Source organism: Flavobacterium sp., assembly GCF_017744675.1.
GTDB lineage: Bacteria > Bacteroidota > Bacteroidia > Flavobacteriales > Flavobacteriaceae > Flavobacterium.
In genome coordinates, this window is the sequence record NZ_JAGIAV010000004.1 from 1,103,464 (window position 1) to 1,127,657 (window position 24,194).

Below are 24,194 nucleotides of genomic sequence, written 5' to 3' on the forward strand. Positions count from 1 at the left end.
TTATCTATCTTTTGAAGTTATAATAAGTCCTTCATCTAAAGGTATACTACTCATTTCTTGAATTTTTTCTTTTCTATAAGAGAATACCCAAATACCTAATCCCACAAAGAATAAGAAGAAAATTAAGAGGGAAATAATCGGGTAAATTTCTATACCCGATATTGTTTCCATATTGTGTTTTATTTGTTCGAACATAATGCTGTTATTTTGAAGTTTCTTTTACTTTAATATCAGTACCAAGTCTTTGAATATATGCAATCAAAGCAACAATTTCTCTTTCGTTCATCGGAGTGAATTTCTCACCTTTTGCCGCAGCTTTTTTACGGCTGTCTTCATAACTCTTCACGAAATCAGGATCGCTCTCTAAGCTTTTCTCTATCTTAACCGCCTGTTCTCTTAAAGTTTTACCTGCGTTTGCAACATCTTCAGGAGAATAAGGCACGCCTAATGAAATCATTGCTTGCATTTTTTTCTGTGTCAATGAAATATCCATTGGTTTATTGTCAAACAGCCATTTGTAACCTGGCATAATTGATCCTGCAGATGTACTTTGCGGATTCCACATGTGGTTAAAATGCCAATTGTCATTATACTTACCACCTACTCTTAATAAGTCTGGTCCTGTTCGTTTTGATCCCCATAAGAATGGATGGTCGTAAACAAACTCACCTGCTTTTGACTGAACTCCGTAACGCTCTACCTCACTTCTAAATGGGCGAACTGACTGGGAGTGACATCCAACACAACCTTCTCTAATATATAAATCACGTCCTTCAAGTTCTAACGGTGTATATGGTTTTACACTTGAAATAGTTGGAATATTTGATTTTACCATGATTGTTGGTACGATCTGAATAATACCTCCAATTAAAATTGCGATAGTTGCTAAAATGGTTAACTGAATTGGTTTTCTTTCTAACCATGAGTGAAATTTCTCTCCACTTAATCTACCGCTTTTTATGGTTTGCAGAGCTGGAGCTTGAGCCAATTCATCTTCAATTGTATTACCCGCTTTAACCGTCATTATAATATTGTAAACCAATGTCAGCATTCCCACTAAGTACAATGTACCTCCGATAGCTCTCATCCAATACATTGGCATAATAGCAGTAACCGTTTCAAGGAAGTTTCCATACGTTAAAGTTCCGTCTGGATTAAATTGTTTCCACATAGAAGCTTGTTGGAAACCTGCCACATATAAAGGAATTGTATATACGATAATACCTAAAGTACCAATCCAGAAATGGAAGTTTGCCAATTTCTTAGAGAACAACTCTGATTTTGTCATTCTTGGAATCAACCAATAGATAATACCAAATGACATAAAACCGTTCCAAGCTAAAGCCCCTACGTGTACGTGTGCTACGATCCAGTCTGTGTAGTGCGCAATAGCATTTACATTTTTTAAAGATAACATAGGACCTTCAAATGTTGCCATACCGTAACCTGTAATTGCTACTACGAAGAATTTTAAAACCGGTTCTTCACGAACTTTATCCCAAGCTCCTCTCAATGTAAGAAGACCATTGATCATACCTCCCCAAGATGGCGCAATTAACATTACTGAGAATGCAACCCCAAGATTCTGAGCCCAGTTTGGTAAAGCAGAATACAATAAGTGGTGCGGTCCTGCCCAGATATAGATAAAGATTAAAGACCAAAAGTGTATAATAGATAATCTATAAGAGTAAACAGGTCTGTTTGCAATCTTTGGAACGAAGTAGTACATTAATCCCAAAAAAGGAGTTGTCAAGAAGAATGCCACCGCATTATGCCCGTACCACCATTGTACAAGTGCATCTTGAACACCAGCATAAACAGAATAACTTTTTAAGCCCGAAACTGGAATTTCGATATTATTAAAGATATGCAGCACCGCTACTGTTACAAATGTTGCCAAGTAAAACCAGATTGCCACATATAGGTGACGCTCTCTACGGCGTAACATGGTACCAATCATATTAATACCCATAACCACCCAAATTAAAGCAATTGCAATGTCAATTGGCCACTCTAACTCTGCATATTCTTTAGAAGAAGTATAACCTAAAGGAAGTGTAATTGCGGCTGCTACAATAATTAGCTGCCACCCCCAGAAATGAAGATTACTTAAAAAATCGCTAAACATTCTGGCTTTTAGCAGTCTTTGCAGCGAGTAGTACATCCCGGCAAAAAAGGCGTTCCCTACAAAAGCAAAAATAACCGCATTGGTGTGTAACGGTCTCAAACGGCCGTAACTAAGCCACGAAATCCCATCTGTTATGTTGGGAAAAAGGTACATTACCGCCAAGGTAAGCCCCACTAACATACCCACAACTCCAAAAAGTATTGTGGCGTAAATGAATTTTTTTACAATTTTGTTGTCGTAATAAAACTGTTCCATTTCCATAATTATACTTGTTTTTCTTCGATTGGTGAATTATTATTTTGGGAATTAATTTTTGTTTCGTCGTCAAAAAGAATTCTGACAGAAGGGGTATAATCATCATCGTACTGTCCAGATTTGACAGCTACGATAAAGGCAATAAAGAAACAGATTGCCACAAAAATACTTACTGAAATTAATAGATAAATAACACTCATACCTTAAATTTATATTAACAAAATTAATTCGTTAAAGGCGCATAAAATATGATAATTATCATAAACAAAAAGACATGTTAAATTTATAAAAAATATCTTATACTTTTACTTATAATCGTTCTAAATTTCTGTTGCTGAAATAGTTAGACATCAGCGTTACAAAGCTTACAATAGTAATTGTGCTCAGTGGCATAATGATTGCAGCCACTAACGGAAGCAGGTTTCCGGTCACTGCAAATGCGAGTCCGACAACGTTATAAAGCAATGACAATCCGAAGCTCATTTTAATTATCCAAATTGCTTTGTGGGAAAGGTTTAAAAAGTAGTTGAGATTTGAAAACTCTGATGCATCTAGGATGGCGTCGCATGCAGGAGAAAAGACATTTACATTTTCTGAGATTGAAATACCAACATTACTTTGAGCCAAAGCTCCAGCATCATTGAGTCCATCGCCAACCATCATTACATTTTGCCCTTTCTCTTGAAGTTTCTTTATGTATTCTAGTTTTTGTTCCGGTTTTTGATTGAATATCAACTCGGTACCTTTTGGCAGAATGGCTTCTAAATTTACTCTTTCGCCATCATTATCACCAGAAAGCACTTTAATTTGATACTCTTTACTCAAATTCGTAAAAAGCTTTTCTAAGCCTTCACGATATTGGTTTTGAAAAGTATACTTTCCAAGGTAAACCTCCCCTACTTTAATATGTAAAGCTGTTTTTTCAATTTCCGAACTATCTACGACTATATCATTTACAAATTGCCCTGAACCGATTTTAACTTCTTTTCCATCAACAGATACCAGAATTCCTTTTCCCGTAATTTCTTGAAAGTCGTCTATAGCAATACGTTTAGTTTCTGGCAGAAAATCATAGAGCATTCGGCTCAACGGATGATTTGATCCTCGCAGCACATTCTTAATCAATACGATATCAGAATCCAACAAAGGATTTCCTTCATATAGAATGTTCGATTTTTTATTTGTTGTAATCGTTCCTGTTTTATCAAAAACAATCGTATCAACTTTGGCAAGCTGCTCGATTACAATAGCATTTTTTAAGTAAAACTTCTTTTTACCCAAAATTCGCAATATGTTTCCAAAAGTAAACGGAGCCGTTAGAGCCAGTGCACAAGGGCAAGCTACAATCAATACGGCTGTAAAAACATTAAAGGCAATATTAGCATCGATAAAAATCCAATAACCAAAACCAGCAAATGCGATCAGCAATAAAATTGGTGTAAAATAGCGGCTTATGGCATCTGTTATCGTTTTATGTTTTTGATCTACTTTTTTCTGAAAAATCTCATTACTCCATAATTGGGTTAAGTAGCTCTGCGAAACAGAATGCAAAACTTCCATTTCAATCACTTTTCCAATCTGTTTTCCTCCAGCAAATACCTTATCGCCAGATTTTTTAGTAATTGGCACTGCTTCACCAGTTACGAAGCTATAATCGATCTCTGCGCTTTCGCTAATTAAAATTCCATCAACAGGAATAAGTTCTTGATTTCGAATCAGTAAACGATCTCCTTTTAAAACATCGTAAATTGCAACATTTTCTTCAGAAGCGTCCTTATTAATTTTCGTAACAGCAATCGGAAAATAGGATTTAAAATCTCTTTCGAAACTTAAAAAACTATAGGTTTTGATTTGAAACATTTTACCAAGAAGCATAAAAAATATCAAACTGGCCAAACTGTCAAAAAATCCTGGACCGTGATCCATCAACATATCATAAGTGCTGCGAATAAACATCACGATAATCCCTAAAGCAATCGGAATATCAATATTAAGCATTCGAGTTCTAATACTATGATAGGCAGAAACATAATATCCACTCGCTGAGTATAAAAAAGTTGGCAATGCTAAAAGAAAAATAAGCAATCTGAAAAATGGCTTGTAACTGTCTAGCCAAAATTCTTTCATTTCGAAATATTCTGGAAATGAAAGTAGCATAATGTTTCCAAAACAAAAAAAAGCGACACCCAATTTATAGGTCAGGCTTCTGTCAACCTTTGTTTTTGCTGTTCCGTAATTTTCTAAACTGATATAAGGTTCATAACCTATTGAACTTAAGAGGTAAGCAATTTCTTTTAAAGAAACGATGTCAGAATTAAAGGTGATTCTAACTTTCTTTTCATGGAAATTAACCTGAGAAACGCTAATTCCCTGCTGAAGGCGATTTAGATTTTCCAAAATCCAGATGCAAGAACTGCAATGGATATGAGGAATACTTAGCGAAACAATTGAGGTATTTCCTTCCTGAAATTCTAAAACTTTTGCAAGTATGGATTCATTTTCCAGAAAATCATATTTTCCTTTGATGTCTTGCGGCGTGGCTCCTGGAGACTTTTCAAAATCATAGTAAGATGTTAAGTCGTTGATGCTGAAAATTTCGTAAACTGTTTTACAGCCTGTGCAACAAAACTTTTTATCATCAAAATCAATTTCTTCATTTTGTTCAATAGTCAAACCACAATGAAAACAACTTTGCTCCCTCATAAACTTGTTTTTATATGCCGCAAATTTCCAATTAAAGCACAATTATTAAGATGATAATTGTCATGTAATATTGAAATTGAATTCTAATTTAATAAAATAAAACAGCCTAATTAAGTTTTACCCTAATTTATTATAATTTTACCATATAATAACCCCCAAAACGCTTAAATATCCTTACTTTTGCAGCAAAACAAATATTGTCATGAATAAATGTGATCAATGCATTGTACGCCAGCTAAGCTCATTAAAAGCCCTTAACAAAGAAGAAGTTATAAAACTAGCCAGCAGTAAAACCTCTTACAAGATCAAGAAAGGCGAAGCTATTTTTGAGGAAGGTGAAGTTACCAATGGCGTTTTTTGTATAAAAGACGGCGTGGGCAAACTTTCTAAATTAAGTGCCAACGGAAAGGATCAAATTGTAAAATTGGTAAAATCTGGCGAACTTCTTGGACAACGCTCTATGATTAGTAACGAACCGGCAAATTTGACTGCAAAAGCTATTGCTGACATGGAAGTTTGTTTTATTCCTAAAACTGAAATCATCAATTTCTTTAATACCAACAATCAATTTTCTTTAAACCTAATGCAGTCTGTATGCGAAGATTTAAAAGAATCTGAAAACGAAAAAATTGCCTTAGTTCAAAAAACCGTTAAACAGCGACTTGCAGAAACTTTACTTCATTTGCATGACGAATTTGGCGAAGACACAGACAAAACCCTTCAGGTGCAACTAACAAGAGAAGAGCTTGCCGGCATTATTGGTACAGCTACAGAAAGTTGCATCCGCCTATTATCTGACTTTAATAAATTAGGATTAATAGAATTAGTTGGTAAAAAAATTATGCTTAAAGACGTTCGCGCTTTAAAAAAATTGGCTGACAACTAAAGTTTTTTGGCTTCGTTCCAAAAAACATCCATTTCTGCAAGTGTCATATCCATTAATGGTTTTCCTAATTCGTTTGCTTTGCTTTCTAAATACTGAAAACGCTTAATGAATTTTTTATTGGTTCTTTCTAAAGCATCTTCTGGGTTTACATTTAAGAATCTGGCATAGTTAATCATAGAAAACAAAACGTCTCCAAACTCGTCTTCAATTTTATCTTGATTTCCTGTTTTTACCTCATCTTGAAGTTCTTGCAACTCTTCTTGTACTTTATCCCAAACCTGATAAGGTTCTTCCCAGTCAAAACCAACACCTTTTACTTTATCTTGAATTCGGCTTGCTTTCACCATTGCCGGAAGACTTCTTGGAACTCCTTCTAGAACCGATTTTTTACCTTCTTTCAGTTTCAGCTTTTCCCAATTCTGTTTTACTTCTTCTTCATTTTCAACTTTCACATCGCCATAAATATGAGGATGACGGTGAATCAGTTTTTCACAGATTTCATTACAAACATCAGCAATATCAAAATCATTGGTTTCACTGCCTATTTTAGCATAGAAAACAATATGGAGCAGTAAATCTCCCAATTCTTTTTTAACTTCATTTAAATCATTGTCCAAAATTGCATCTCCTAACTCATAAGTTTCTTCGATTGTCAAATGTCTTAAGGTTTGTAGGGTTTGTTTTTTATCCCACGGACATTGCTCACGAAGTTCATCCATGATATTTAATAATCTTTCGAATGCTTGTAACTGATTTTCTCTGCTCATCTTGAAGTTTTCTTTTGATTTAAACTCGATTCTGTAAAATTAAAAAATCCTGCCAAGAAAACATCTTAACAGGATTATTTTATGATTAAAGAAAAACTACTATTCTTCTTTTTTAGCTTTTGCTTTTTTTGCCGCTGGAGCTTTTTTGGGTTTTTCTTCAGCAACTGGAGCTTCTTCTTTTGGTTCTTCAGCAGCAGGAGCTAAATCTGTAACCAAACCTTTTGCTTGAAGCGTATTGTACCAGTTTAATACTTTTTTAATATCTGATGGATAAACTCTTTCTTCATCGTAATCTGGAAGAATTTGCTTGAAATAAGCTGCTAAAGTAGCGTTATCTTCTTTATGAGAGATAGCTTGTCCTTTATTTTCTTTAACGGCAATCTGCTGCATTACTTCAGTTAACGGTTTTTCACCCTCATAAGTATAAATCGAAATTTCAGACAATAAACTTACATTGCTTTTTAGATTTACAGTAATCTTCTTCCCATCAATTAATGATTCCGCCACAAAACCTGTACGAGTTTGTACTTTTAATTCGTATAAACCTGGTTTTCCTGAAATGGCTAAAATTTTCGTTAAATTCATTTTTATTAAAATTAGTATTAAGAATTTTATTTATTTTTTGTTTCTAAATATACAGAAAACTTATCTTGCTTTTTTAGCTGCAAAAAATTTCATTCTATATTCCTGAGACGTTTTTCCCTCAGTAATATTTTTCAATTTCTTTTGGATTAAACGTTTTTTTAGAGATGAGATTTTATCGGTAAATAAGATTCCTTCAATATGGTCGTATTCGTGTTGGATAACTCTTGCGATTAATCCGTCGAATACTTCTGTTTTCATAACAAAATCTTCTTCACAATATTCGATTGTAACCGTTGGTTTTCTGTAAACGTCTTCACGCACATCAGGAATACTTAAACAACCTTCATTAAATCCCCACTCTTCTCCTTCTTCTTTAACGATTTTAGCATTGATAAAAGTCTTCTTGAAACCTTTTAAATCTTTTTGTTCCTCTGAAGGAAGATCCTCATCATCACTAAAAGGCGTTGTATCGATAACAAACAAACGAATTGGTAGTCCAACCTGCGGTGCTGCAAGTCCAACCCCATACGCATTGTACATGGTCTCGTACATATTTGCGATCGTTTCTTTTAGATTTGGATATTCTGGTGTAATATCCTGCCCTACTTTTCTTAAAACAGGATCACCGTATCCTACAATTGGTAAAATCATTTGTTTTTATTTATGTTTTAATGTGCTGGAAAAACAGAATTAAAGTTCTGCTATTTCAGCTGGCAAAAATAGTAAAAAATAGTCAAGAATGATTCTAATAATCTATTATATCGCATTTTTTACAAGCTCTTAAAAATCTCATCCATAATTATGCCAAAATCACTCTTACAATTCTTACCTTTGCTAGTAAACGTGACTTTATGATTGATAAGATTTCAAAATTTACAAACAGTACTTCCTTTCTCAATGCTTCTAAAGTAACTATTGCTTCTGTTGTTCCTGTTTTAGTTTTAAATTTTTTAGGTCATTTTGAAATTGGTTTCACCATTGCGCTTGGTGCTTTTTATACTTATCCCAGCGACATACCGAGTTCTCTTAGCCATAAAATAAAAGGGTTAATCGCAGCTTCTTTTATTGTTTCTGGAGTTAACCTTTTGGTAAATCTCGTTTATCCGTTTCCTTTTCTTTTTTACATTTTTTTAGGCTTTCTGCTGTTTTTATGCTCCATGATTTCGGTTTACGGACAGCGAGCAACTTTAATATCTTTCTCTGCTTTGTTATCGATTTCCCTGTCTTTTGGGCACTTGCACGAAGGTTGGGCAGCATTTGAATATTCAGGCTTTATTTTTATTGGAGGAATTCTATATTTAGTAGTTTCTCTTGTCTTTCATTTTGTACAACCGTATAAATATGTAGAACTACAAATTGCCGAAGGAATAAAACTTACTGCCAAATACCTGAAACTAAGAGGTGATTTGTGGAGTCCGGAGGCCAATAGAAAAGCTATTATTGAAAAACAGCTAGCGGTACAGGTAGAATTAAACCTTATTCATGAAGATTTAAGGAAAATGCTGATTGGAAACCAGAATACTTCTGGAACTACGAGCCAGAACAGAAAAATGCTTTTGGTTTTTATTACTTTGGTCGAAATTCAAGAATTGGCGCTATACACTTCTTTTGACCATAGCAAACTTCATGAAAAATTCGCCAAACATCCTGACGTTTTAAGAACGTATCAGAATGTTGCTTACAAATTGGCTTCGACTCTTAAAAAACTTTCGAAAAACGTCAATCATATTAGCACATATGTAGATAAACATGATTTGAAAAACGAACTGGATGCATTAGAATTTGCTATTTTTGACTACGAAAAAACTCTCGGCAAAGAAGAAGCGGCAGAAGGCGTTCTCATGCTGACGAATATGCTGAAATATGCTAAAAATCAAGTTGGAAAAATAAAAACTATCCAGCGCGCGCTTTCTTTAGCCATGCAGTCTTACAAATTGAAAGATAAAGACAAAGAGCTGGAAAAGTTTTTAACTCCACAATATTATCCGCTTCGAACTTTAATTGAGAATTTAAGCTATTCTTCTTCGATTTTTAGGCATTCGATACGATTAACCATTACCATTTTGATTGGTTTCTTTTTAGGACAAGTTCTTCCTTTTCAAAATGTGTACTGGATTCTGCTGACGATCGTAGTAATCATGCGTCCTGGTTATGGATTAACTAAAGAACGTTCTTACAATAGAATGTTCGGAACTGTTTTGGGAGGAATTATAGCCTTCGGAATTGTATCGGTTATCCAGAATCATATCGCACTGAGTATTTTCTCTATCATATGCATGCTTTTAGGAATTTCTTTTACCCAAATCAATTATAAGATAAGTGCAACATTTGTTACAATGTATGTGGTGTTTATTTACGGAATTCTAACGCCAGATATTAACGAAGTAATTCAATACAGGATCTTAGATTCGCTTGCTGGAGCCATTTTGGCCTTTATTGCCAATCAGTTTTTATGGCCTGCTTGGGAGTTTATCAATACGCCTATTCATATTGAAAATACGATTCGCGCCAATCGAAACTACCTCAAAGAAATTGCCGATTTTTATAATAAAAAAGGAGAAGTTCCAACTTCTTACCGTTTGGCTCGAAAAAATGCCTTTGTTGAAATAGGAAACCTCATGACTTCTTTTCAACGTATGATGCAGGAGCCTAAATCGAAACAGAAAACAATGCCTTTGGTTAATAAATTGGTAGTTTTAAATCACTCTTTATTATCTGCTTTAGCGTCACTTTCAACATATATTCAATCGCACCAAACCACTTCAGCATCGGATTCTTTTAATTATATTATCAAGACTATTTTAGCCAATCTGGATCATTCTATTTCTGTTTTAAGAAATGAAGTGATTATAAAGGATACATTTTTTGAAAAGGAAGACGTGACTTTGCAGTTTGAAGAATTAAAGCGAAAGCATTTTACACGCTTAGCTGAAGATGATGATTTGGACAAAGAAACACGCCAAGCTAAAATGCAGGAAGCCCAAATGGTGATTGAACAATTGATTTGGATGAGTAATCTAGCAGAAAAAATTCTAAAAAACACAACCGACTTAAAAGCAACAAATCCAGATTAATTCATCTGGATTTGTTTTTTATTCTAATAAAAGCTTAATTTAATTTTAAAACTTCTGCTGTTTGTTTTCTCAGTTCTTTTAAAAGTTCTGGATTATCATTTAACGTCTGACCATAAGAAGGAATCATTGTTTTTAATTTTTCCTGCCAGTCTGGTGTTTTAATTTGATGAGTAAAACATCTGCTAATTAAATCAACCATAATTGCTACGGCAGTAGAAGCGCCTGGAGATGCACCTAATAAAACCGCTAAAGTTCCATCATGCGTATTGATTACTTCTGTACCAAATTCTAGAACTCCGCCTTCTTTTTCATCTTTTTTGATTACTTGAACACGCTGACCTGCTTTTTCTAATTTCCAGTCTTTAGAACGTGCTGTCGGAAGGTATTCGCGTAACGCTTTCATTCTGTCTTTTGGAGACTGGCGAACTTGCTCAATCAAATATTTCGTTAAAGGAATATTGTGATATCCTGCAGCCAACATCGGAATAAGATTGTTAGACTTTATAGATAATGGCAAATCCAAATAAGAACCATTTTTCAAGAAACGAGTCGAGAATCCTGCAAATGGACCAAAAAGAAGTGCTTTCTCGCCATCAATAACACGAGTATCAATATGCGGAACCGACATTGGAGGAGCTCCAACACTAGCTTTCCCGTAAACTTTTGCTTGGTGCTTAGCAATTACTTCAGGATTTGTACATTTTAGCCATTGACCGCTTACTGGAAAACCTCCATAACCATTTCCTTCTGGTACATTGGCTTTTTCCAACAAAGGCAGAGAACCTCCTCCTGCACCAATAAATACAAATTTAGTATACGCTTTACGAGTTTTTCCTGTAGACAAATCTTTAATTTTAATTCTCCAAGATTTATCCTCGCGCTGTCTTAGTTTTTTAACTTCGTGATTAAAGAACAAAGAAACACCGTCTAGTTTTTCTAAGTAATTGAACATACTTCTTGTTAAAGCACCAAAATTAACATCGGTACCAATTTCCATATGTGTTGCAGCTAATTTTTCATCAGCATTTCTTCCTTCCATTACCAATGGCATCCATTTTTGAAGCTGCTCAAAATCGGTACTGAAAGTCATATCAGAGAAAATTGGGTTGCTTTGAAGCGCCTCAAATCTCTTTTTTAAATAATCTACATTTTTATCTCCCCATACAAAACTCATATGAGGCACGCTTTTAATAAAATTATCCGGAGACGGCACTTTGTTTTGCTGGACTAAGTAAGACCAGAACTGGCGAGAAATCTCGAATGATTCTGCAATGCTTATTGCTTTTTTAGGATCTATGCTTCCGTCTGCCTTTTCTGGAGTATAATTTAATTCACAAAAAGCGGAGTGTCCCGTTCCAGCATTATTCCAAGCATCAGAGCTTTCAGCAGCGGCAACATCCAATCTTTCATAAATTTCAATTTTTAAATCTGGTTGTAATTCTTTCAAAATTACTCCGAGAGTGGCACTCATTATTCCAGCGCCAATGAGTACTACATCACTATTTGAACGTATGGTTTCGTCAGGCATAACAGTATTTTTATTTAAAGTGCAAAGGTACTTTTTTAATTGCAAAAAAAAACTAATTTTTGGATGATAAAAGTTAGGATTTTCTAAAAACCATTAAATTATAAATAAAAAATACGACGAACAGCGTTATTTTTTTGCGGAAAGATAATCTTGAAGCAGAATTGTAGCAGAAATTTCGTCTATTAATCCTTTGTTCTGACGCTGCTTTTTATTTAACCCACTGTCGATCATCGTTTGAAACGCCATTTTTGATGTAAAACGCTCATCAACTCGAACCACTTTCATGTCTGGAAAGATGTTCGAAAAATGAGTTACAAAACCATTAATTACAGAAGCACTTTCAGATGGAAGACCGTTCATCTGTTTTGGTTCGCCAATCAAAACCGCTTCGACTTTTTCTTTAGAAAAATAGTCTTTCAAAAAGTCAATCAAAGTATGTGTTGGAATCGTTGTTAAACCCGAAGCAATAATTTGCATTTCGTCTGTAACAGCAATTCCGGTGCGTTTTTGTCCGTAATCTATTGAAAGGATTCTTGGCATGGCTTGAAGTTTTTATACAAGGTTAGAAAGTAAAATTATAATCTTAAAAAGAGTCTCTATATTTTATAAAACTGAAAACGAAAACAATATTTTTATCGATATCAACCTCATAAACAGAAACGTAACCTTTAAAAACATAATCCCTAATATTCTCATTATCAAAATATATCGATTTTTTAAAGAGAAAAGGATGTATTAAATCTTTTTTAATATTTCTAAGCAAATCTTTCCTAAACTTTAGCGCTGCTCTAGGTTTATCTTTATAAATATAATGAACTTGTTCTTTTAATAATTCCAAAAATTCATTCGAAATTTTAATTGTCATATTCCGAAAATGTATTGTCTAAAATTGAATCTACTTCATCTACTGAATATAGCTTTTCATTACCACTTTTCAATTTAGCATAAGCTGCATGTACTTTTCTTTTATCATTTTCAAAATCAGAACCTTCTTCAATAATTGTCAATTCACTAGGAGAAAATTCACTTAATAACTTAAGAACTTTTTCTCTGATTTCCGGTTGAAATTCTAATCTAATCGCTTCCATAATACTTTCATTTTACAGTACAAATATAAACCTTTTTAAATTCATGTTTTTTAAATTAAACTTAAAACAAAAATCCGCCCTGAAAACAATCAAGGCGGACTTTATCCAAATATTCAAACCTAAAAAATAACTCAATTTATCTTCCGAACAATCTGCTGAAAAAACCTCTATGCTCTTCCTCTTCTCCTGCATCTTCTTCTTCGCTGTAATTAGCAAACTTAGATTGTGATTTTTCGTGTTCGTAAATCAACTCCTTAATATATTCAACATAGGTTCTTTTCTTCTCTTCTAAGAAACCGATTAAGTACTTTTCGCTAAACTCAACTCCGCTTGCAGCTTCGATCTGCAGCAGTTTTTTATATAAAGGTTCAATATGCATCGCAATTACTTCTTGCGGTACGGCTTGTCTTCTTCCGAAATAATTTACAATAACGTCGTTTTCGTCACGGGCGATTTCAAAATCTGTAATTACCCAATAGTATCTTCCAGACTTGGCAAGATTTTTTACAATGGCATGAAAGTTTTTACCGTTTTTAAGATTTTCCCAAAGCACTTTAAAAATAACTTTTGGCATATCTGGGTGACGTATAATATTATGAGGCTGGCCCATTAACTCATAGTCTTCGTAACCGCAAACGTCTACAAAAACTTCGTTGGCATATTCTATAATGCCATAAGCGTTTGTTTTACTCATAATAACCTGAGTTTTATCCCAGCTTACTTCTTTGTCAATGATTACTCTGTTTTGAAGGTGATTTTCTTGATTCATATTTTACTGCTTATATGATTATTTATGGAATGGAATGTTGATCAACACTGCGAAATTAAAGTGAAGAAAAAAGAGAAAGCCTGACTTTTGTCATATTTTGACATAAAAAAAACTTTTAGAGGTTATTTACTTCCAAAAAGCAACAGGAAGCATTTCTTTTACAAATAAGAAACAAAAAGTTAAATCTGTAACATTTTCAAGCTGTTTTGCTTTTTTGCATTTCTACAAATACGTTATCTTTGCCAAAAAATTAAACGTATGAATTCTTTACAGACTATAATTGAACAAGCTTGGGAAAACAGAGCTTTATTGCAAGAAACAACAACTACAGAAGCCATTAGAGAAGTAATCGAATTGGTAGACGCAGGAAAATTACGTGTTGCGGAACCAGTTGGTGACAAATGGCAGGTAAACGAATGGGTTAAGAAAGCGGTTGTGATGTATTTCCCAATTCAAAAAATGGAAACATGGGAATATGGTATTTTTGAATACCACGATAAAATGTTGCTAAAAAGAAATTATGCTGAAAAAGGAATCCGTGTAGTACCAAATGCTGTTGCTCGTTACGGCGCTTACATTTCAAGCGGTGTAATCTTAATGCCAAGTTACGTAAACATTGGTGCTTATGTAGACGAAGGAACAATGGTTGACACTTGGGCAACTGTAGGAAGCTGTGCTCAAATTGGTAAAAACGTACACTTAAGCGGTGGTGTTGGTATTGGAGGTGTACTTGAGCCATTACAAGCTGCTCCAGTTATTATTGAAGATGGTGCTTTTATTGGTTCTCGCTGTATTGTTGTTGAAGGTGTTCATGTTGGTAAAGAAGCAGTTCTTGGAGCTAACGTATGTTTGACTGCCTCTACAAAAATTATCGATGTTACAGGTGATGAGCCAGTTGAAATGAAAGGTTATGTGCCTGCACGTTCTGTGGTTATTCCTGGAAGCTATACTAAGAAATTTGCAGCTGGAGAATACCAAGTTCCTTGTGCATTAATTATTGGAACTCGTAAACCATCTACAGATTTAAAAACTTCTTTAAATAATGCGCTTCGCGAATACGACGTAGCAGTATAATATTTAAACAGAAATAATTAAAAATCCAGATTCCAATTTCTTAACATTGGAATCTGGATTTTTTTTATACCACATCAAAAAAAAACATAATATTGTAAAACTTTTGGAGCATGGTATTTGCTTACAAAACAAAAAGGAAAAAAATTTGATTAATACTACAGTTTATGCTTAAAGAAGATCAAAAACTATCGGTGATTATATTAACTTATAATGAAGAATTACACATCGCTAATGCCATCAAATCTGTTGCATTTGCTGATGAAATAATTGTTTTAGATTCGTATAGCACAGACTCAACTGTAGAAATTGTTTCTAATCTGGAAGCAAAACTTATTTTTAGAAAATTTGACAACTATAGCAATCAAAGAAATCATGCCGTTAAAGAAGCAAGTGGAGATTGGATCCTTTTTCTTGATGCTGATGAAAGAGTTTCTGAAGAACTTAAGAATGAAATCCTTGAAAGCATTAAATCAAATAAATCTGATGCGTACAGAATTTGGTTTCCTCATTTTTTTATGGATCGTTTTTTATTCCATTATACGGATAAAGTGACTCGTTTGATAAAAAATGAAAACATTCGTTTTGTAAATGAAGTTCACGAAAAGTTAGTATTAAAATCAAAACCTCCTGTACTAAAAAACTACATGATACATCTTACTTACAAGGGGTTGTTTAATTTTATATGCAAAAAAGACAAATATGCTTGGTTTCAGGCAAAAATGTCATCCGAAAAAGGTAAAAAAGCAACTCTTGGCCTTTTATTCTTTAAACCATTTTATCGTTTTTTCCACACTTATTTCATAAAAAGAGTCTATTTGGACGGAGTTCCTGGATTAGCAGCAGCATCAATCGATGCATATGGTGTTTTTTCTAGGTATGCCAAAATGGTATTGATTGAAAAAAAATTAGAATAATTTTAATTTTCCAAATTTGATTTTTAGTTTAAAAACCATTAAACTATCCAATCCTTTAATATCAATTCGTTTAACTTCATAATCATCTTTAAACGGAAAAGTATTAGGTCGATTACCTATTTTTAATCCAAATTTCATTTTATTTTCAACAAGTTGTTGCTTAAAATTTGCTTTTGCGACAACTTCTTTAGGATAATTTCCATAAGGATAAGCAAGCGCAGGATATACTTTGAGGTTATGCTTTTCAATTTCAGACTCACACTTCATGAAATCATCTGCAATCTGTGAAGAATTTAATGTCTGATATTTATTATGCGCATAAGAATGATACCCAAGTTCGATTATGTCTGCCGGCAATTGTTTTAATTGTTCAATTGTCATGATTTTTTGCGCCAATTCCCCACTACCTTCATTCCACGAATCTGTTTTTCCGATATATTGAAAAGGGATGAAAAAACTAGCTTTTAATTTAAACTTCTCCAATAAAGGCAAAGCATAAATTAATTGATTTTCTGTAACATCATCAAAGGTTAACAGGATGCTTTTTTTAGGAATTGTTTTCATTTTTTCTAAATCAGAAAAATGAAATGTTTTAAAATTATTATCGCTTAAATATTGAAATTGGCGTTCTAAATTTTGTATTGAAACTGTCAATTTATTACAATCCGCATCAGATTCACATATATTGTGATACATTAAAATTGGCAGTTTCGACATTTTAAATAATTTTTAGCAAAGTTATACTTTTTAAGATTATTTTTGGGAAAAAAATAGAATCGTGTCTGGCAAGAATATAAGCGTAATCTCTCTTTGTTATAATGATGAGACCTACTTAAAAAAACATTTAGAGAATTTATCATTTGCCGAGGAAATCATCCTAATTAACAATAACAGTACAGATAAAAGTGTTGAAATTGCGCAGGAGTTAGGAGCAAAAATCATTCAGCAAAATAACAACTTCCAAGATGATTGCATAAAATTAGCAATTGAGTCCACAAAAAACAATTGGATTCTATTAGTTAGTTGCACAGATCATCTTTCTCAGGAACTTATAAATGAAATAAGTTCTGGAATTTCTAAACCAAAAACCGCTTCAAGCTATTATTCTGGGCAAACTTTATTTTTCTTTGGAAAAACAATAAAATATGGTGTCTTTTTAAACAGAAAGAAGCTTTTGCTTTTTGACAAAACAAGACATTCTTACTCCAAAAGTGTTGATACAAGTTTATTTAAAAGACGAAAGATTTTCAAAAATAAAATAGCCTCTTTTGCTTATAAAAACTTTGATGATTTTAGCAACAGGCTAAATATGATTCGAAAAGAAGAAGCTCAAGTTTTGTTTAAGAAAAATAAGAAACCAAATATTTATCATTTTTTTATAAAACCCTTTTACGTTTTTTTCAGTCAGTTCTTTCTAAAGTTAGGTTTTCTAAATGGCCGTGAAGGATTTATTTTAGCTTATATATGTGCTTTTTCTATTTTAAAACGTTATTTAATTTTATGGCTATTGTACCGTAATATGGATTGATTTATTCGAATTAAAAAAGCAAAAAAAACGAAAGTTTACAAGTATACAAATTGAATTTAAGATGAAAATATTAATTATACAGCAAAAAAGAATTGGAGATGTTTTACTAAGTTCTATTCTTTGCAATAGTATAAAAAAAGCATACCCAGACTCTACTATAGATTTCATGTGCTATCCTAACTGTAAAGATGTTTTGATTGGCAATCCAAATATTGACTCTATAATATTATTGCCAAATGAGGTACGCAAATCTTATTTGTCATTATTTAAGTTCTTTTTCGAAATCCGATCTAAAAAATATGATGTATTAATTGATGTTTATGGTAAATTAGAAACGAATCTAATCACATTATTTTCGGGCGCGACTACAAAAATATCTTACTACAAATGGTATTCTTCACTATTTTACAATCACAACCTTCCAAGATTATCAAAAGAAACTAAAACAAAATTCGGACAAGCAATCGATAATCGACTTTTGTTGTTGCAACCTTTAAAACTGGGCAATGATGCGATTAATCCTTATCCAAAATTATATGTCGATCCTAAAGAAAATCAAAAAGCTTTAGCCTTATTTGAAAAGCACCATGTAGATAGAAACAAGAAAATTGTAATGATTAGTCTTTTGGGAAGTGAAAAGATAAAAACATACCCTTTAGAAAATATGGCCGAAGTAGTAGAATATATTGGCCAAAACAGTGAGGCTACTATTTTGTTCAATTACTTTCCAAGCCAAATAGAAGACGCTCAAAAAATCTATGATCTTTGTTCAGCAGCAACTAAAGAAAAAATACATTTTGATTTATTAGCCGATACTTTAAGTTCATTTATTGCTATAATGGACTTATGCGACGTTATTATCGGAAATGATGGAGGCGCAATAAATATGGCAAAAGCACTTAACAAGCCTTCGTTTATTATTTTCTCACCTCATGTTGACAAAAATGATTGGGCAACTTTTGAAGATGGCAAACAAAATCTTTCTGTGCATTTGAATGACTTCAAACCAGAGTTATTTAGCGAATTAGCAGACAAAGAAATAAAACCAAACACCCTTCAATTGTACACTAAATTTACTCCTGATTTGTTCAAAGATCAAATCTCATTCTTTTTAAACGAGCATTTATAATCCACTATTTATATAAAAGCAAAGGCAAAGTTTTATTATTTTTTCCAGAATTTTAATTTCTTTTTAAGTCTTTGCTTTCTGGCAAATTTCTCTTGAAAATCACAAGTTAGCTGCCACATTCTTTCAAAAATTTCAGCTTCTGTTTTATCAGTATATAACTTAGCATACTCATTACTCATTACTGCGATCATTTCTTTATGAGGCGTTAATCTTCTTAAGTTATGCATTCTTTGTTCAAAATTCATGCTTTCATGAAATTGCATTCGGTTTAAATCAACTAAAAAGAATTCATATTTATCATGTGAAACCTTTTTAATCAAAGTATTCCCTGGAGAATGATCCAGAAACTCAATTCCTTTTTCATGAAGATCAAAAGAAAATCTGGTAAATTGTCTTAAAATATTCTCCCCATCTGGATAATCAGGAATTAGTATTAACTCTCTATAAGTCAATTCTGTCACCAAATGTTCACTTACATAATAACTATCCTTTAAACCCAATGCATTAAAATTCTCAACAAATGCGATTGGCTCAGGAGTTCCAATACCTTTACTTAGCAAAATTGTAGCATACTCATAAGAACGTTCCGCTTTTGATTTTCGGAAATACTTATAAACTACTTTGTTCATTAAATTAGGAATCTTAAATGATTTAATGTTAACCGTTCTACCATCAAGATCAAACAACTTAATTATATTACGTTGTCCATTACCAAAAATAACTCCTGAAACAGTAAAATTTCTAGTAATAGTAAGAATAGATGAGATAGCGTCGATAAAAATAGGATTTACTCTAAAATTCATTTATGATTTTTTTATAAAAGACAAAAATACATATAGAATACTACACTTCAAATTAATATGACCTTTTCATATTAACCAAATTGTAATCATGCATTAATTTGTCGTAATGTTTTTGTTTCTTTTTAACTTTCCAAAACACATAATTTCTTAAAAAACACGCATTTCTCAAATGAAAAACGGGCAATTTACATTTATATTACTTCAAGATAAAACAAATTGAAATCAGTGATATGTTTCTTTAGACACCAAAAAAACAAAAAGGTTTAATCTAAATAAAAAAAATCTCCATCTTAAAGAAACGTATTAGATAGCACTTAATTTTTCAAAAAAACTACATGCATTATTTTTTGATAATCAGAATTTTAGGCAGTTAAAGTATGATTTTCTTAAAGTAAAATAATTCAAGTTCGTTCAATTTATACTACCAAAAAAGATCAAAAAAGGGATTTTTTATAACCTAAAAAATATAAAACATTCTTATAAGCAGAGAAATCAAGTATTAGCAGACCTACAATAACGTTTTGTTTTTGAATTCGGAAATATTTATAAGCTACTTTGTAAAAATTCGTTTATGATTTTTCACAAACTACAAAAATACATATATATGATCTAAGACTTCAAATTATTATTGTATTTTCGTAAAAAAAAGAAAAAATGTCGTTTAAAATTTTTCTGGAAACACATAATATAAGTAATAGAGCCGCTGGCTTAGGGACTTTCAATTATGAATTGATTAAAGGTTTATCTTCATTAGATTTTAAAGATTATGAATTAACTTTAAACACCCCTGATCCTGATGTGTTGAAAGAAGAATTTAAAGATAAATTCAAATACCACAAATACAATAGTTTATCCAGGCATCCAATATTTAGAGTTCGAAAGAAACATGATTTATGGCACTCTGTAAATCAAAATACAAAAGTCGAACCCTTTAATTGCAATAAATATCTATTAACTATTCATGATGTTCATTTTATCGATGAAATTTCTCCAGATCCTAATCATAGATTAAATAGATTGTTTAGGGCTAAACTAGAAAAATCAACTGCCATAACTTATATCTCAGAATTTGCAAAATTAGAGACACATAAAAATTTTAATGTGCCAAATGTTCCTGAATATGTAATTCATAACGGAAATCCGATTTCTACAGTTTTAGACACATCAAAATATAGTACAAATATTCCAGTTGACAGGCCATTTTTTTACGCTATTGGAGATTTTCTTGAAAGAAAAAATTACCATTCGATTGTGAATATGATGAAGCACGTAAAAGACTTCAACTTAATTATTTCTGGAAATAGCGATAAAAAATACGGCGAAAGAATAAAACAGTTAATTGCCGATAACGGATTAAAAGAGCGCGTTTTTTTGACTGGAAAAGTAAGCGAAGAAGGTAAACAGTTTTTTATGAAAAATTGTACTGCCTTTCTTTTTCCTTCCATTAGAGAAGGTTTCGGACTTCCGCCAATTGAAGCAATGAGTTTTGGCAAACCTACATTTTTATCAAACAAAACATCTCTTCCTGAAATTGGTGGCGATGCCTCTATTTATTGGGATAATTTTGACTCTGAATACATGGCGGATGTTTTACTTGAAGGCCTTCACGATTATGAAACCAACAAAACCGAAAGAGAAGCAATTATAAAAAAACGAGCAGCCGACTTTGATTGGAAAAGAACAGCTGCTGATTATTTTGATGTTTATTCTAAAATTTTATCTTAATATCAAGATTTTTTAAATAAAAACTTAAACCATTGTCCAAAGTTTTTCTTATGAAGAAACACTTCAGAAAGCATTAATTTTTTCTCTTTTTGAATAATATTTTTAATTTCAACAATATCCTTTGATGGAAAGAAACCTAATTTTTTCCATCTTTCTGGTTCTATGTAGTATAAGTTTCTGAATTCTTTAAAATTAGCCTCATTTACATGAATCCATTTGTTTAAAAAATCTTTATTGGTTTCTTTATTGTGTCCCCAATTTTCAAACTTAAATCTAAGCTCTTCTTCAGTTCTAGATAAAGACTCATGTAAAACAAGATTATTTGTGTAAATAACTTGCCCTTTAGTTCTTCTTCCATGAATATACTCAGGATTGTTTGTTGCAAATATTGCTTTAGTAGGCTTATCTACATAAAGAATTCCATTTGGAGTGTATTTATAAAGAATAACCCAAAAAGCAGCAATTTGTATTGTTTTTTTTAAAGGTTCTTTTAGGTAAGAATCGTATTTTCGAAGATCAGCAACAAATCTTTTAAAATCAATAAAATATTCATCACAATCAATTTGAATAAGCCAGTTTCCTAATCCCATTTTTTCAGAAAGGAGTTTCCTTTCTCTAATTTCACACTGCATTGTTGTAAAATCAGGAACATAAAAATCATCTTCGTAAATTACAATTTTCTTATCAATATCAAAAAGCTCAAGCCATTCAAAAAAAGAATTGTCAATATTAAAATATTCACCATTCCATGTTCTCCTATTTTTATCAATTGCTAAAAAAATTGCATCAGCATCATTATATGTTGTGGGCAAAGAATTTTTTAGTAATTCATAGTCGTATGAAACTAAATAACCTACTTGTATTTTACCTATCATTAAAGTCATTATAAAACTTGTTGCAAGTTACTATTTAATATCTATTTTTGTCAAAAATAGAGCAGAATATGATTAAAAATCTATCTGTGTCTTTATTTTATTTGAATATCCTTACTGGTTTTAAAACTAAACATTTACCAAAAAATTATCCTTAAAAACATTCTTGCCATGAAAATTAGCCTCATCAGTTTTGATTTCTTTAGTTTTGACCATCATATTATTCTTGAACTTCAAAAAAGAAATATTGAAGCTGAACATATCGATATTTCCAAATTTAAATACAAATACACTTCAATTTTTGATAGGGCAGTAAATTTATTCAACAAAAAAGTCCTTAAGAAAAACAAGAAGGTTATCGAAATGGAAAAAGATGTTCTTAAACGTCTTCAAAATTTAGGACCTCAAGATATCATTTTAACAATACGTCCAGATTGTTTATCAAAAGAAACACATCTAAAAATAAAACAGCATACAAACAAATATATTGCATACATATATGACAGCTGTCAAAGATTTCCTATTGACCACTTATTAAATGGCATATTTGATGAAATCTTTTCATTTGACCTTGTTGATGTAAAAAAATATAATTTTTCTTTTATCTCTAATTACATTTACAACCAGAAAAAAGAGCTCACTGCGTCAAATATTAATGAAAATATATTTATAATCATCTCTATTGATGAACGCTTTAATTTTTTAAATAATCTAGCAGACTATTTATCTTCGAAAGGCATTAAATTTAAATTTATTGCTATTGGAAAAAAAGCTCCTAAAAACATCAATAGCAATATCATTTTTCAGCGTAAAAAACTCTTTTCAAAAGATCTACAGGATGATTTAGAGAACTCCAAAATCTTTCTTGACCTGATAAGACATGGCCACAACGGATTGAGTTTTAGAATATTTGAAGCTTTAGCAATGCAAAGAAAAATTATCACTACAAACCAAACTATCAGCCAATACGATTTTTACAATCCAAATAATATCCTAATACTTGATGAAAATAAAACTATAGATATAGATCCTGATTTTTTCGCAACACCTTATCAGCCTTTAAGTGATGATATATACTACAAATACACTATCGAAAATTGGGTTAAAACGGTTTTTAAATTATAAATCAATTTAAATTAAACTTAGAATTTTCTTTTCGATTGACTTAACAGAAAATGGCTCAATAACTTTTTCAGAATCCGTATTGATTTTTTCCCATAGCTCTTTGTTGTGGGAAATATTGATTATGTTAGTAACTATTTCCTCACTTGTATTTCCAATTAAAACATCTCTGTTTTCTTTGAAATCAAAACCTTCTGCCCCAATATTAGTAGTAACAAGCGGTAATCCAAATTCTAAACTCTGCCCTATTTTACCTTTTATTCCAGCACCGTATCGAAGAGGTGCAACAAATATTTTTGAGTTTAAAAAATATGAAGAAACATCTTCTACATAACCCAAAATCCTAAACTTTTCAGAATTCAATTTAACAATCGAATCAGGCGGATTGCTTCCAATAATTGAAATCGAAATATCAGGATTTGATTTCCATAACAACGGCATAATTTCTTCAGAAAGATAATTAACTGCATCAACATTTGGTTTATGATCAAAACCTCCGATAAATAGTAAATCTTTGCGTTTTTCGAAAGAAACAGGATTTTCATTTTTAAGGTATTGATGAATATTACCAATACTTATCACTTTAGAATCGTCATTATAAAATTCTTTTAGGGTTTCTTTTTCAACATCTGAAATCACAATAATTTTATCCGCTCTTTTACAATTTTCAAGCTCTAGCTTTAAAATTTTATCTGCTTTTTTCATTACAGCTAAATCTCCTGTCAATTCAGATTCTCTTTTAAATCTTAAATAATGGAAGTCAACCATATCAAAAAAAACTTTAACTTCGGACTTATTTTTTTTAATCAACGGATAATACTTCGCAAAGATTTCTGGCCTATGCAACCAAGCGGAATTAGCAAACGGAAGAACTTGTTTTATAAATTCATTCTTTGTAATTAATCTTCCATTTTTATCAACAGCTGGTTCATAAACAACTGCTCCTAAATCTTTAAAATATTGAACGTAATCAGTTATAAAACGATATTCTTTAAAATCTCCCAGCAAAAAAACACCGGTGTTATTTTTCAAAAGAAGTTTTATAATTTCAGTTAATCTTCTTGAACCAGAATCCTTATCATATTCAGGAATTTTAGTATCAACTATAACAACATACTTATCGTACTTTAAATTATTAACAAAATCAATTACTTTATTTTGTTTCTGCAGTTTTCGTGCTAGCGATTTTAATCTGAAGTATAATTTTAAGGATTTAAACATCTGTCAATGCATTAGAATATTGA

General features: G+C 31.9%; 24 protein-coding genes. 8 read left to right on the forward strand and 16 right to left on the reverse strand.

Features of this window, described 5'->3' with window-relative positions; all coding sequences use genetic code 11:
* The 4 genes from J7574_RS14945 to J7574_RS14960 all read right to left on the reverse strand — a co-directional run bounded on the left by J7574_RS14945 (position 1) and on the right by J7574_RS14960 (position 5,086).
* The gene (locus J7574_RS14945; protein ID WP_290970044.1) at positions 1–195 is read right to left on the reverse strand and encodes a CcoQ/FixQ family Cbb3-type cytochrome c oxidase assembly chaperone; all 195 of its coding nucleotides are present in this window, start codon (positions 193–195) and stop codon (positions 1–3) included.
* A 7-nt stretch (positions 196–202) separates the two neighbouring features.
* A complete protein-coding gene (gene ccoN / locus J7574_RS14950) occupies positions 203–2,389 on the reverse strand; it encodes a cytochrome-c oxidase, cbb3-type subunit I (protein ID WP_290970046.1) in 2,187 nt (728 codons plus the stop codon).
* 2 nt (positions 2,390–2,391) lie between these two features.
* The gene (ccoS, locus tag J7574_RS14955; RefSeq protein ID WP_008462657.1) at positions 2,392–2,583 is read right to left on the reverse strand and encodes a cbb3-type cytochrome oxidase assembly protein CcoS; all 192 of its coding nucleotides are present in this window, start codon (positions 2,581–2,583) and stop codon (positions 2,392–2,394) included.
* Between the two features lie 109 nt (positions 2,584–2,692).
* The gene (locus J7574_RS14960) at positions 2,693–5,086 is read right to left on the reverse strand and encodes a heavy metal translocating P-type ATPase metal-binding domain-containing protein (protein ID WP_290970049.1); all 2,394 of its coding nucleotides are present in this window, start codon (positions 5,084–5,086) and stop codon (positions 2,693–2,695) included.
* A 202-nt stretch (positions 5,087–5,288) separates the two neighbouring features.
* Between J7574_RS14960 and J7574_RS14965 the strand changes: the two genes are divergently transcribed.
* Complete coding sequence (locus tag J7574_RS14965) at positions 5,289–5,972, forward strand: Crp/Fnr family transcriptional regulator (RefSeq protein WP_290970051.1); 684 nt, start codon at positions 5,289–5,291, stop codon at positions 5,970–5,972.
* Here J7574_RS14965 and mazG read toward each other — a convergent pair.
* The 3 genes from mazG to def all read right to left on the reverse strand — a co-directional run bounded on the left by mazG (position 5,969) and on the right by def (position 7,975).
* Positions 5,969–6,739 (reverse strand): nucleoside triphosphate pyrophosphohydrolase, encoded by a 771-nt coding sequence (mazG, locus tag J7574_RS14970; RefSeq protein WP_290970053.1) that lies wholly within the window; start codon positions 6,737–6,739, stop codon positions 5,969–5,971. The two genes, J7574_RS14965 and mazG, sit on opposite strands and share 4 nt — an antisense overlap.
* A 99-nt stretch (positions 6,740–6,838) precedes the next feature.
* Positions 6,839–7,324, reverse strand: a complete 486-nt coding sequence (locus tag J7574_RS14975) for a DUF5606 domain-containing protein (protein WP_290970055.1) — start codon at positions 7,322–7,324, stop codon at positions 6,839–6,841.
* Between the two features lie 60 nt (positions 7,325–7,384).
* Positions 7,385–7,975 carry a peptide deformylase gene (def, locus tag J7574_RS14980; RefSeq protein ID WP_008462650.1) on the reverse strand — a complete coding sequence of 197 codons (591 nt, stop codon included), beginning with the start codon at positions 7,973–7,975 and terminating at the stop codon, positions 7,385–7,387.
* A 200-nt stretch (positions 7,976–8,175) separates the two neighbouring features.
* Here def and J7574_RS14985 point away from each other — a divergent pair, with 200 nt between their 5' ends.
* Complete coding sequence (locus tag J7574_RS14985) at positions 8,176–10,398, forward strand: FUSC family membrane protein (protein WP_290970058.1); 2,223 nt, start codon at positions 8,176–8,178, stop codon at positions 10,396–10,398.
* A 34-nt stretch (positions 10,399–10,432) separates the two neighbouring features.
* On the opposite strand, the gene J7574_RS14990 is transcribed toward J7574_RS14985, so the two are convergent.
* The 5 genes from J7574_RS14990 to J7574_RS15010 all read right to left on the reverse strand — a co-directional run bounded on the left by J7574_RS14990 (position 10,433) and on the right by J7574_RS15010 (position 13,783).
* The gene (locus J7574_RS14990) at positions 10,433–11,926 is read right to left on the reverse strand and encodes a malate:quinone oxidoreductase (protein ID WP_290970061.1); all 1,494 of its coding nucleotides are present in this window, start codon (positions 11,924–11,926) and stop codon (positions 10,433–10,435) included.
* Positions 11,927–12,052: 126 nt separating this feature from the next.
* On the reverse strand, positions 12,053–12,466 hold the full coding sequence (gene ruvX, locus J7574_RS14995) for a Holliday junction resolvase RuvX (RefSeq protein WP_290970064.1): 414 nt from the start codon (positions 12,464–12,466) through the stop codon (positions 12,053–12,055).
* 43 nt (positions 12,467–12,509) lie between these two features.
* A complete protein-coding gene (locus tag J7574_RS15000; protein ID WP_290970066.1) occupies positions 12,510–12,791 on the reverse strand; it encodes a type II toxin-antitoxin system RelE/ParE family toxin in 282 nt (93 codons plus the stop codon).
* Positions 12,781–13,014, reverse strand: coding sequence for a hypothetical protein (locus J7574_RS15005; RefSeq protein WP_290970070.1), 234 nt, complete (start codon positions 13,012–13,014; stop codon positions 12,781–12,783). The genes J7574_RS15000 and J7574_RS15005 overlap by 11 nt, the downstream gene beginning before the upstream one ends.
* Positions 13,015–13,150: 136 nt before the next feature.
* Positions 13,151–13,783 carry a PAS domain-containing protein gene (locus J7574_RS15010; protein WP_008462642.1) on the reverse strand — a complete coding sequence of 211 codons (633 nt, stop codon included), beginning with the start codon at positions 13,781–13,783 and terminating at the stop codon, positions 13,151–13,153.
* Positions 13,784–14,041: 258 nt separating this feature from the next.
* Between J7574_RS15010 and J7574_RS15015 the strand changes: the two genes are divergently transcribed.
* A complete protein-coding gene (locus J7574_RS15015; RefSeq protein WP_290970076.1) occupies positions 14,042–14,857 on the forward strand; it encodes a 2,3,4,5-tetrahydropyridine-2,6-dicarboxylate N-succinyltransferase in 816 nt (271 codons plus the stop codon).
* A 164-nt stretch (positions 14,858–15,021) separates the two neighbouring features.
* On the forward strand, positions 15,022–15,771 hold the full coding sequence (locus J7574_RS15020) for a glycosyltransferase family 2 protein (RefSeq protein ID WP_290970078.1): 750 nt from the start codon (positions 15,022–15,024) through the stop codon (positions 15,769–15,771).
* On the opposite strand, the gene J7574_RS15025 is transcribed toward J7574_RS15020, so the two are convergent.
* Positions 15,763–16,488 carry a polysaccharide deacetylase family protein gene (locus tag J7574_RS15025; RefSeq protein WP_290970081.1) on the reverse strand — a complete coding sequence of 242 codons (726 nt, stop codon included), beginning with the start codon at positions 16,486–16,488 and terminating at the stop codon, positions 15,763–15,765. The two genes, J7574_RS15020 and J7574_RS15025, sit on opposite strands and share 9 nt — an antisense overlap.
* A gap of 61 nt (positions 16,489–16,549) precedes the next feature.
* On the opposite strand from J7574_RS15025, the gene J7574_RS15030 reads away from it, so the two are divergent.
* Positions 16,550–17,299 carry a glycosyltransferase gene (locus tag J7574_RS15030; RefSeq protein WP_290970084.1) on the forward strand — a complete coding sequence of 250 codons (750 nt, stop codon included), beginning with the start codon at positions 16,550–16,552 and terminating at the stop codon, positions 17,297–17,299.
* 61 nt (positions 17,300–17,360) lie between these two features.
* Positions 17,361–18,428: a glycosyltransferase family 9 protein gene (locus J7574_RS15035; protein ID WP_290970088.1), complete on the forward strand. Its 1,068-nt coding sequence runs from the start codon at positions 17,361–17,363 to the stop codon at positions 18,426–18,428.
* A 35-nt stretch (positions 18,429–18,463) separates the two neighbouring features.
* On the opposite strand, the gene J7574_RS15040 is transcribed toward J7574_RS15035, so the two are convergent.
* Positions 18,464–19,231, reverse strand: a complete 768-nt coding sequence (locus J7574_RS15040) for a Kdo domain containing protein (RefSeq protein WP_290970090.1) — start codon at positions 19,229–19,231, stop codon at positions 18,464–18,466.
* Positions 19,232–19,885: 654 nt separating this feature from the next.
* Between J7574_RS15040 and J7574_RS15045 the strand changes: the two genes are divergently transcribed.
* Positions 19,886–20,956, forward strand: a complete 1,071-nt coding sequence (locus J7574_RS15045) for a glycosyltransferase family 1 protein (protein WP_290970093.1) — start codon at positions 19,886–19,888, stop codon at positions 20,954–20,956.
* Positions 20,957–20,958: 2 nt separating this feature from the next.
* On the opposite strand, the gene J7574_RS15050 is transcribed toward J7574_RS15045, so the two are convergent.
* Positions 20,959–21,831 carry a hypothetical protein gene (locus J7574_RS15050; RefSeq protein ID WP_290970096.1) on the reverse strand — a complete coding sequence of 291 codons (873 nt, stop codon included), beginning with the start codon at positions 21,829–21,831 and terminating at the stop codon, positions 20,959–20,961.
* Positions 21,832–21,999: 168 nt separating this feature from the next.
* Here J7574_RS15050 and J7574_RS15055 point away from each other — a divergent pair, with 168 nt between their 5' ends.
* The gene (locus J7574_RS15055; RefSeq protein ID WP_290970099.1) at positions 22,000–22,953 is read left to right on the forward strand and encodes a hypothetical protein; all 954 of its coding nucleotides are present in this window, start codon (positions 22,000–22,002) and stop codon (positions 22,951–22,953) included.
* A 6-nt stretch (positions 22,954–22,959) separates the two neighbouring features.
* Here the strand turns inward: J7574_RS15055 and J7574_RS15060 are convergent, their stop codons facing one another.
* On the reverse strand, positions 22,960–24,171 hold the full coding sequence (locus J7574_RS15060) for a glycosyltransferase (protein ID WP_290970102.1): 1,212 nt from the start codon (positions 24,169–24,171) through the stop codon (positions 22,960–22,962).
* Positions 24,172–24,194: the final 23 nt, after the last annotated feature.

Bases quoted from the DNA above. Each gene is read 5' to 3' on its own strand.
- J7574_RS15040 (WP_290970090.1), bottom strand. From the start codon at position 19,231: ATGAATTTTAGAGTAAATCCTATTTTTATCGACGCTATCTCATCTATT.
- J7574_RS14945 (WP_290970044.1), bottom strand. From the start codon at position 195: ATGTTCGAACAAATAAAACACAATATGGAAACAATATCGGGTATAGAA.
- ccoN (WP_290970046.1), bottom strand. From the start codon at position 2,389: ATGGAAATGGAACAGTTTTATTACGACAACAAAATTGTAAAAAAATTC.
- J7574_RS15055 (WP_290970099.1), top strand. From the start codon at position 22,000: ATGAAAATTAGCCTCATCAGTTTTGATTTCTTTAGTTTTGACCATCAT.
- J7574_RS14960 (WP_290970049.1), bottom strand. From the start codon at position 5,086: ATGAGGGAGCAAAGTTGTTTTCATTGTGGTTTGACTATTGAACAAAAT.
- def (WP_008462650.1), bottom strand. From the start codon at position 7,975: ATGATTTTACCAATTGTAGGATACGGTGATCCTGTTTTAAGAAAAGTA.
- J7574_RS15060 (WP_290970102.1), bottom strand. From the start codon at position 24,171: ATGTTTAAATCCTTAAAATTATACTTCAGATTAAAATCGCTAGCACGA.
- J7574_RS14965 (WP_290970051.1), top strand. From the start codon at position 5,289: ATGAATAAATGTGATCAATGCATTGTACGCCAGCTAAGCTCATTAAAA.
- mazG (WP_290970053.1), bottom strand. From the start codon at position 6,739: ATGAGCAGAGAAAATCAGTTACAAGCATTCGAAAGATTATTAAATATC.
- J7574_RS15025 (WP_290970081.1), bottom strand. From the start codon at position 16,488: ATGTCGAAACTGCCAATTTTAATGTATCACAATATATGTGAATCTGAT.
- J7574_RS14985 (WP_290970058.1), top strand. From the start codon at position 8,176: ATGATTGATAAGATTTCAAAATTTACAAACAGTACTTCCTTTCTCAAT.
- ccoS (WP_008462657.1), bottom strand. From the start codon at position 2,583: ATGAGTGTTATTTATCTATTAATTTCAGTAAGTATTTTTGTGGCAATC.
- J7574_RS15010 (WP_008462642.1), bottom strand. From the start codon at position 13,783: ATGAATCAAGAAAATCACCTTCAAAACAGAGTAATCATTGACAAAGAA.
- J7574_RS15020 (WP_290970078.1), top strand. From the start codon at position 15,022: ATGCTTAAAGAAGATCAAAAACTATCGGTGATTATATTAACTTATAAT.
- J7574_RS15015 (WP_290970076.1), top strand. From the start codon at position 14,042: ATGAATTCTTTACAGACTATAATTGAACAAGCTTGGGAAAACAGAGCT.
- J7574_RS15050 (WP_290970096.1), bottom strand. From the start codon at position 21,831: ATGATAGGTAAAATACAAGTAGGTTATTTAGTTTCATACGACTATGAA.
- ruvX (WP_290970064.1), bottom strand. From the start codon at position 12,466: ATGCCAAGAATCCTTTCAATAGATTACGGACAAAAACGCACCGGAATT.
- J7574_RS15005 (WP_290970070.1), bottom strand. From the start codon at position 13,014: ATGGAAGCGATTAGATTAGAATTTCAACCGGAAATCAGAGAAAAAGTT.
- J7574_RS15035 (WP_290970088.1), top strand. From the start codon at position 17,361: ATGAAAATATTAATTATACAGCAAAAAAGAATTGGAGATGTTTTACTA.
- J7574_RS15045 (WP_290970093.1), top strand. From the start codon at position 19,886: ATGTCGTTTAAAATTTTTCTGGAAACACATAATATAAGTAATAGAGCC.
- J7574_RS14975 (WP_290970055.1), bottom strand. From the start codon at position 7,324: ATGAATTTAACGAAAATTTTAGCCATTTCAGGAAAACCAGGTTTATAC.
- J7574_RS14990 (WP_290970061.1), bottom strand. From the start codon at position 11,926: ATGCCTGACGAAACCATACGTTCAAATAGTGATGTAGTACTCATTGGC.
- J7574_RS15000 (WP_290970066.1), bottom strand. From the start codon at position 12,791: ATGACAATTAAAATTTCGAATGAATTTTTGGAATTATTAAAAGAACAA.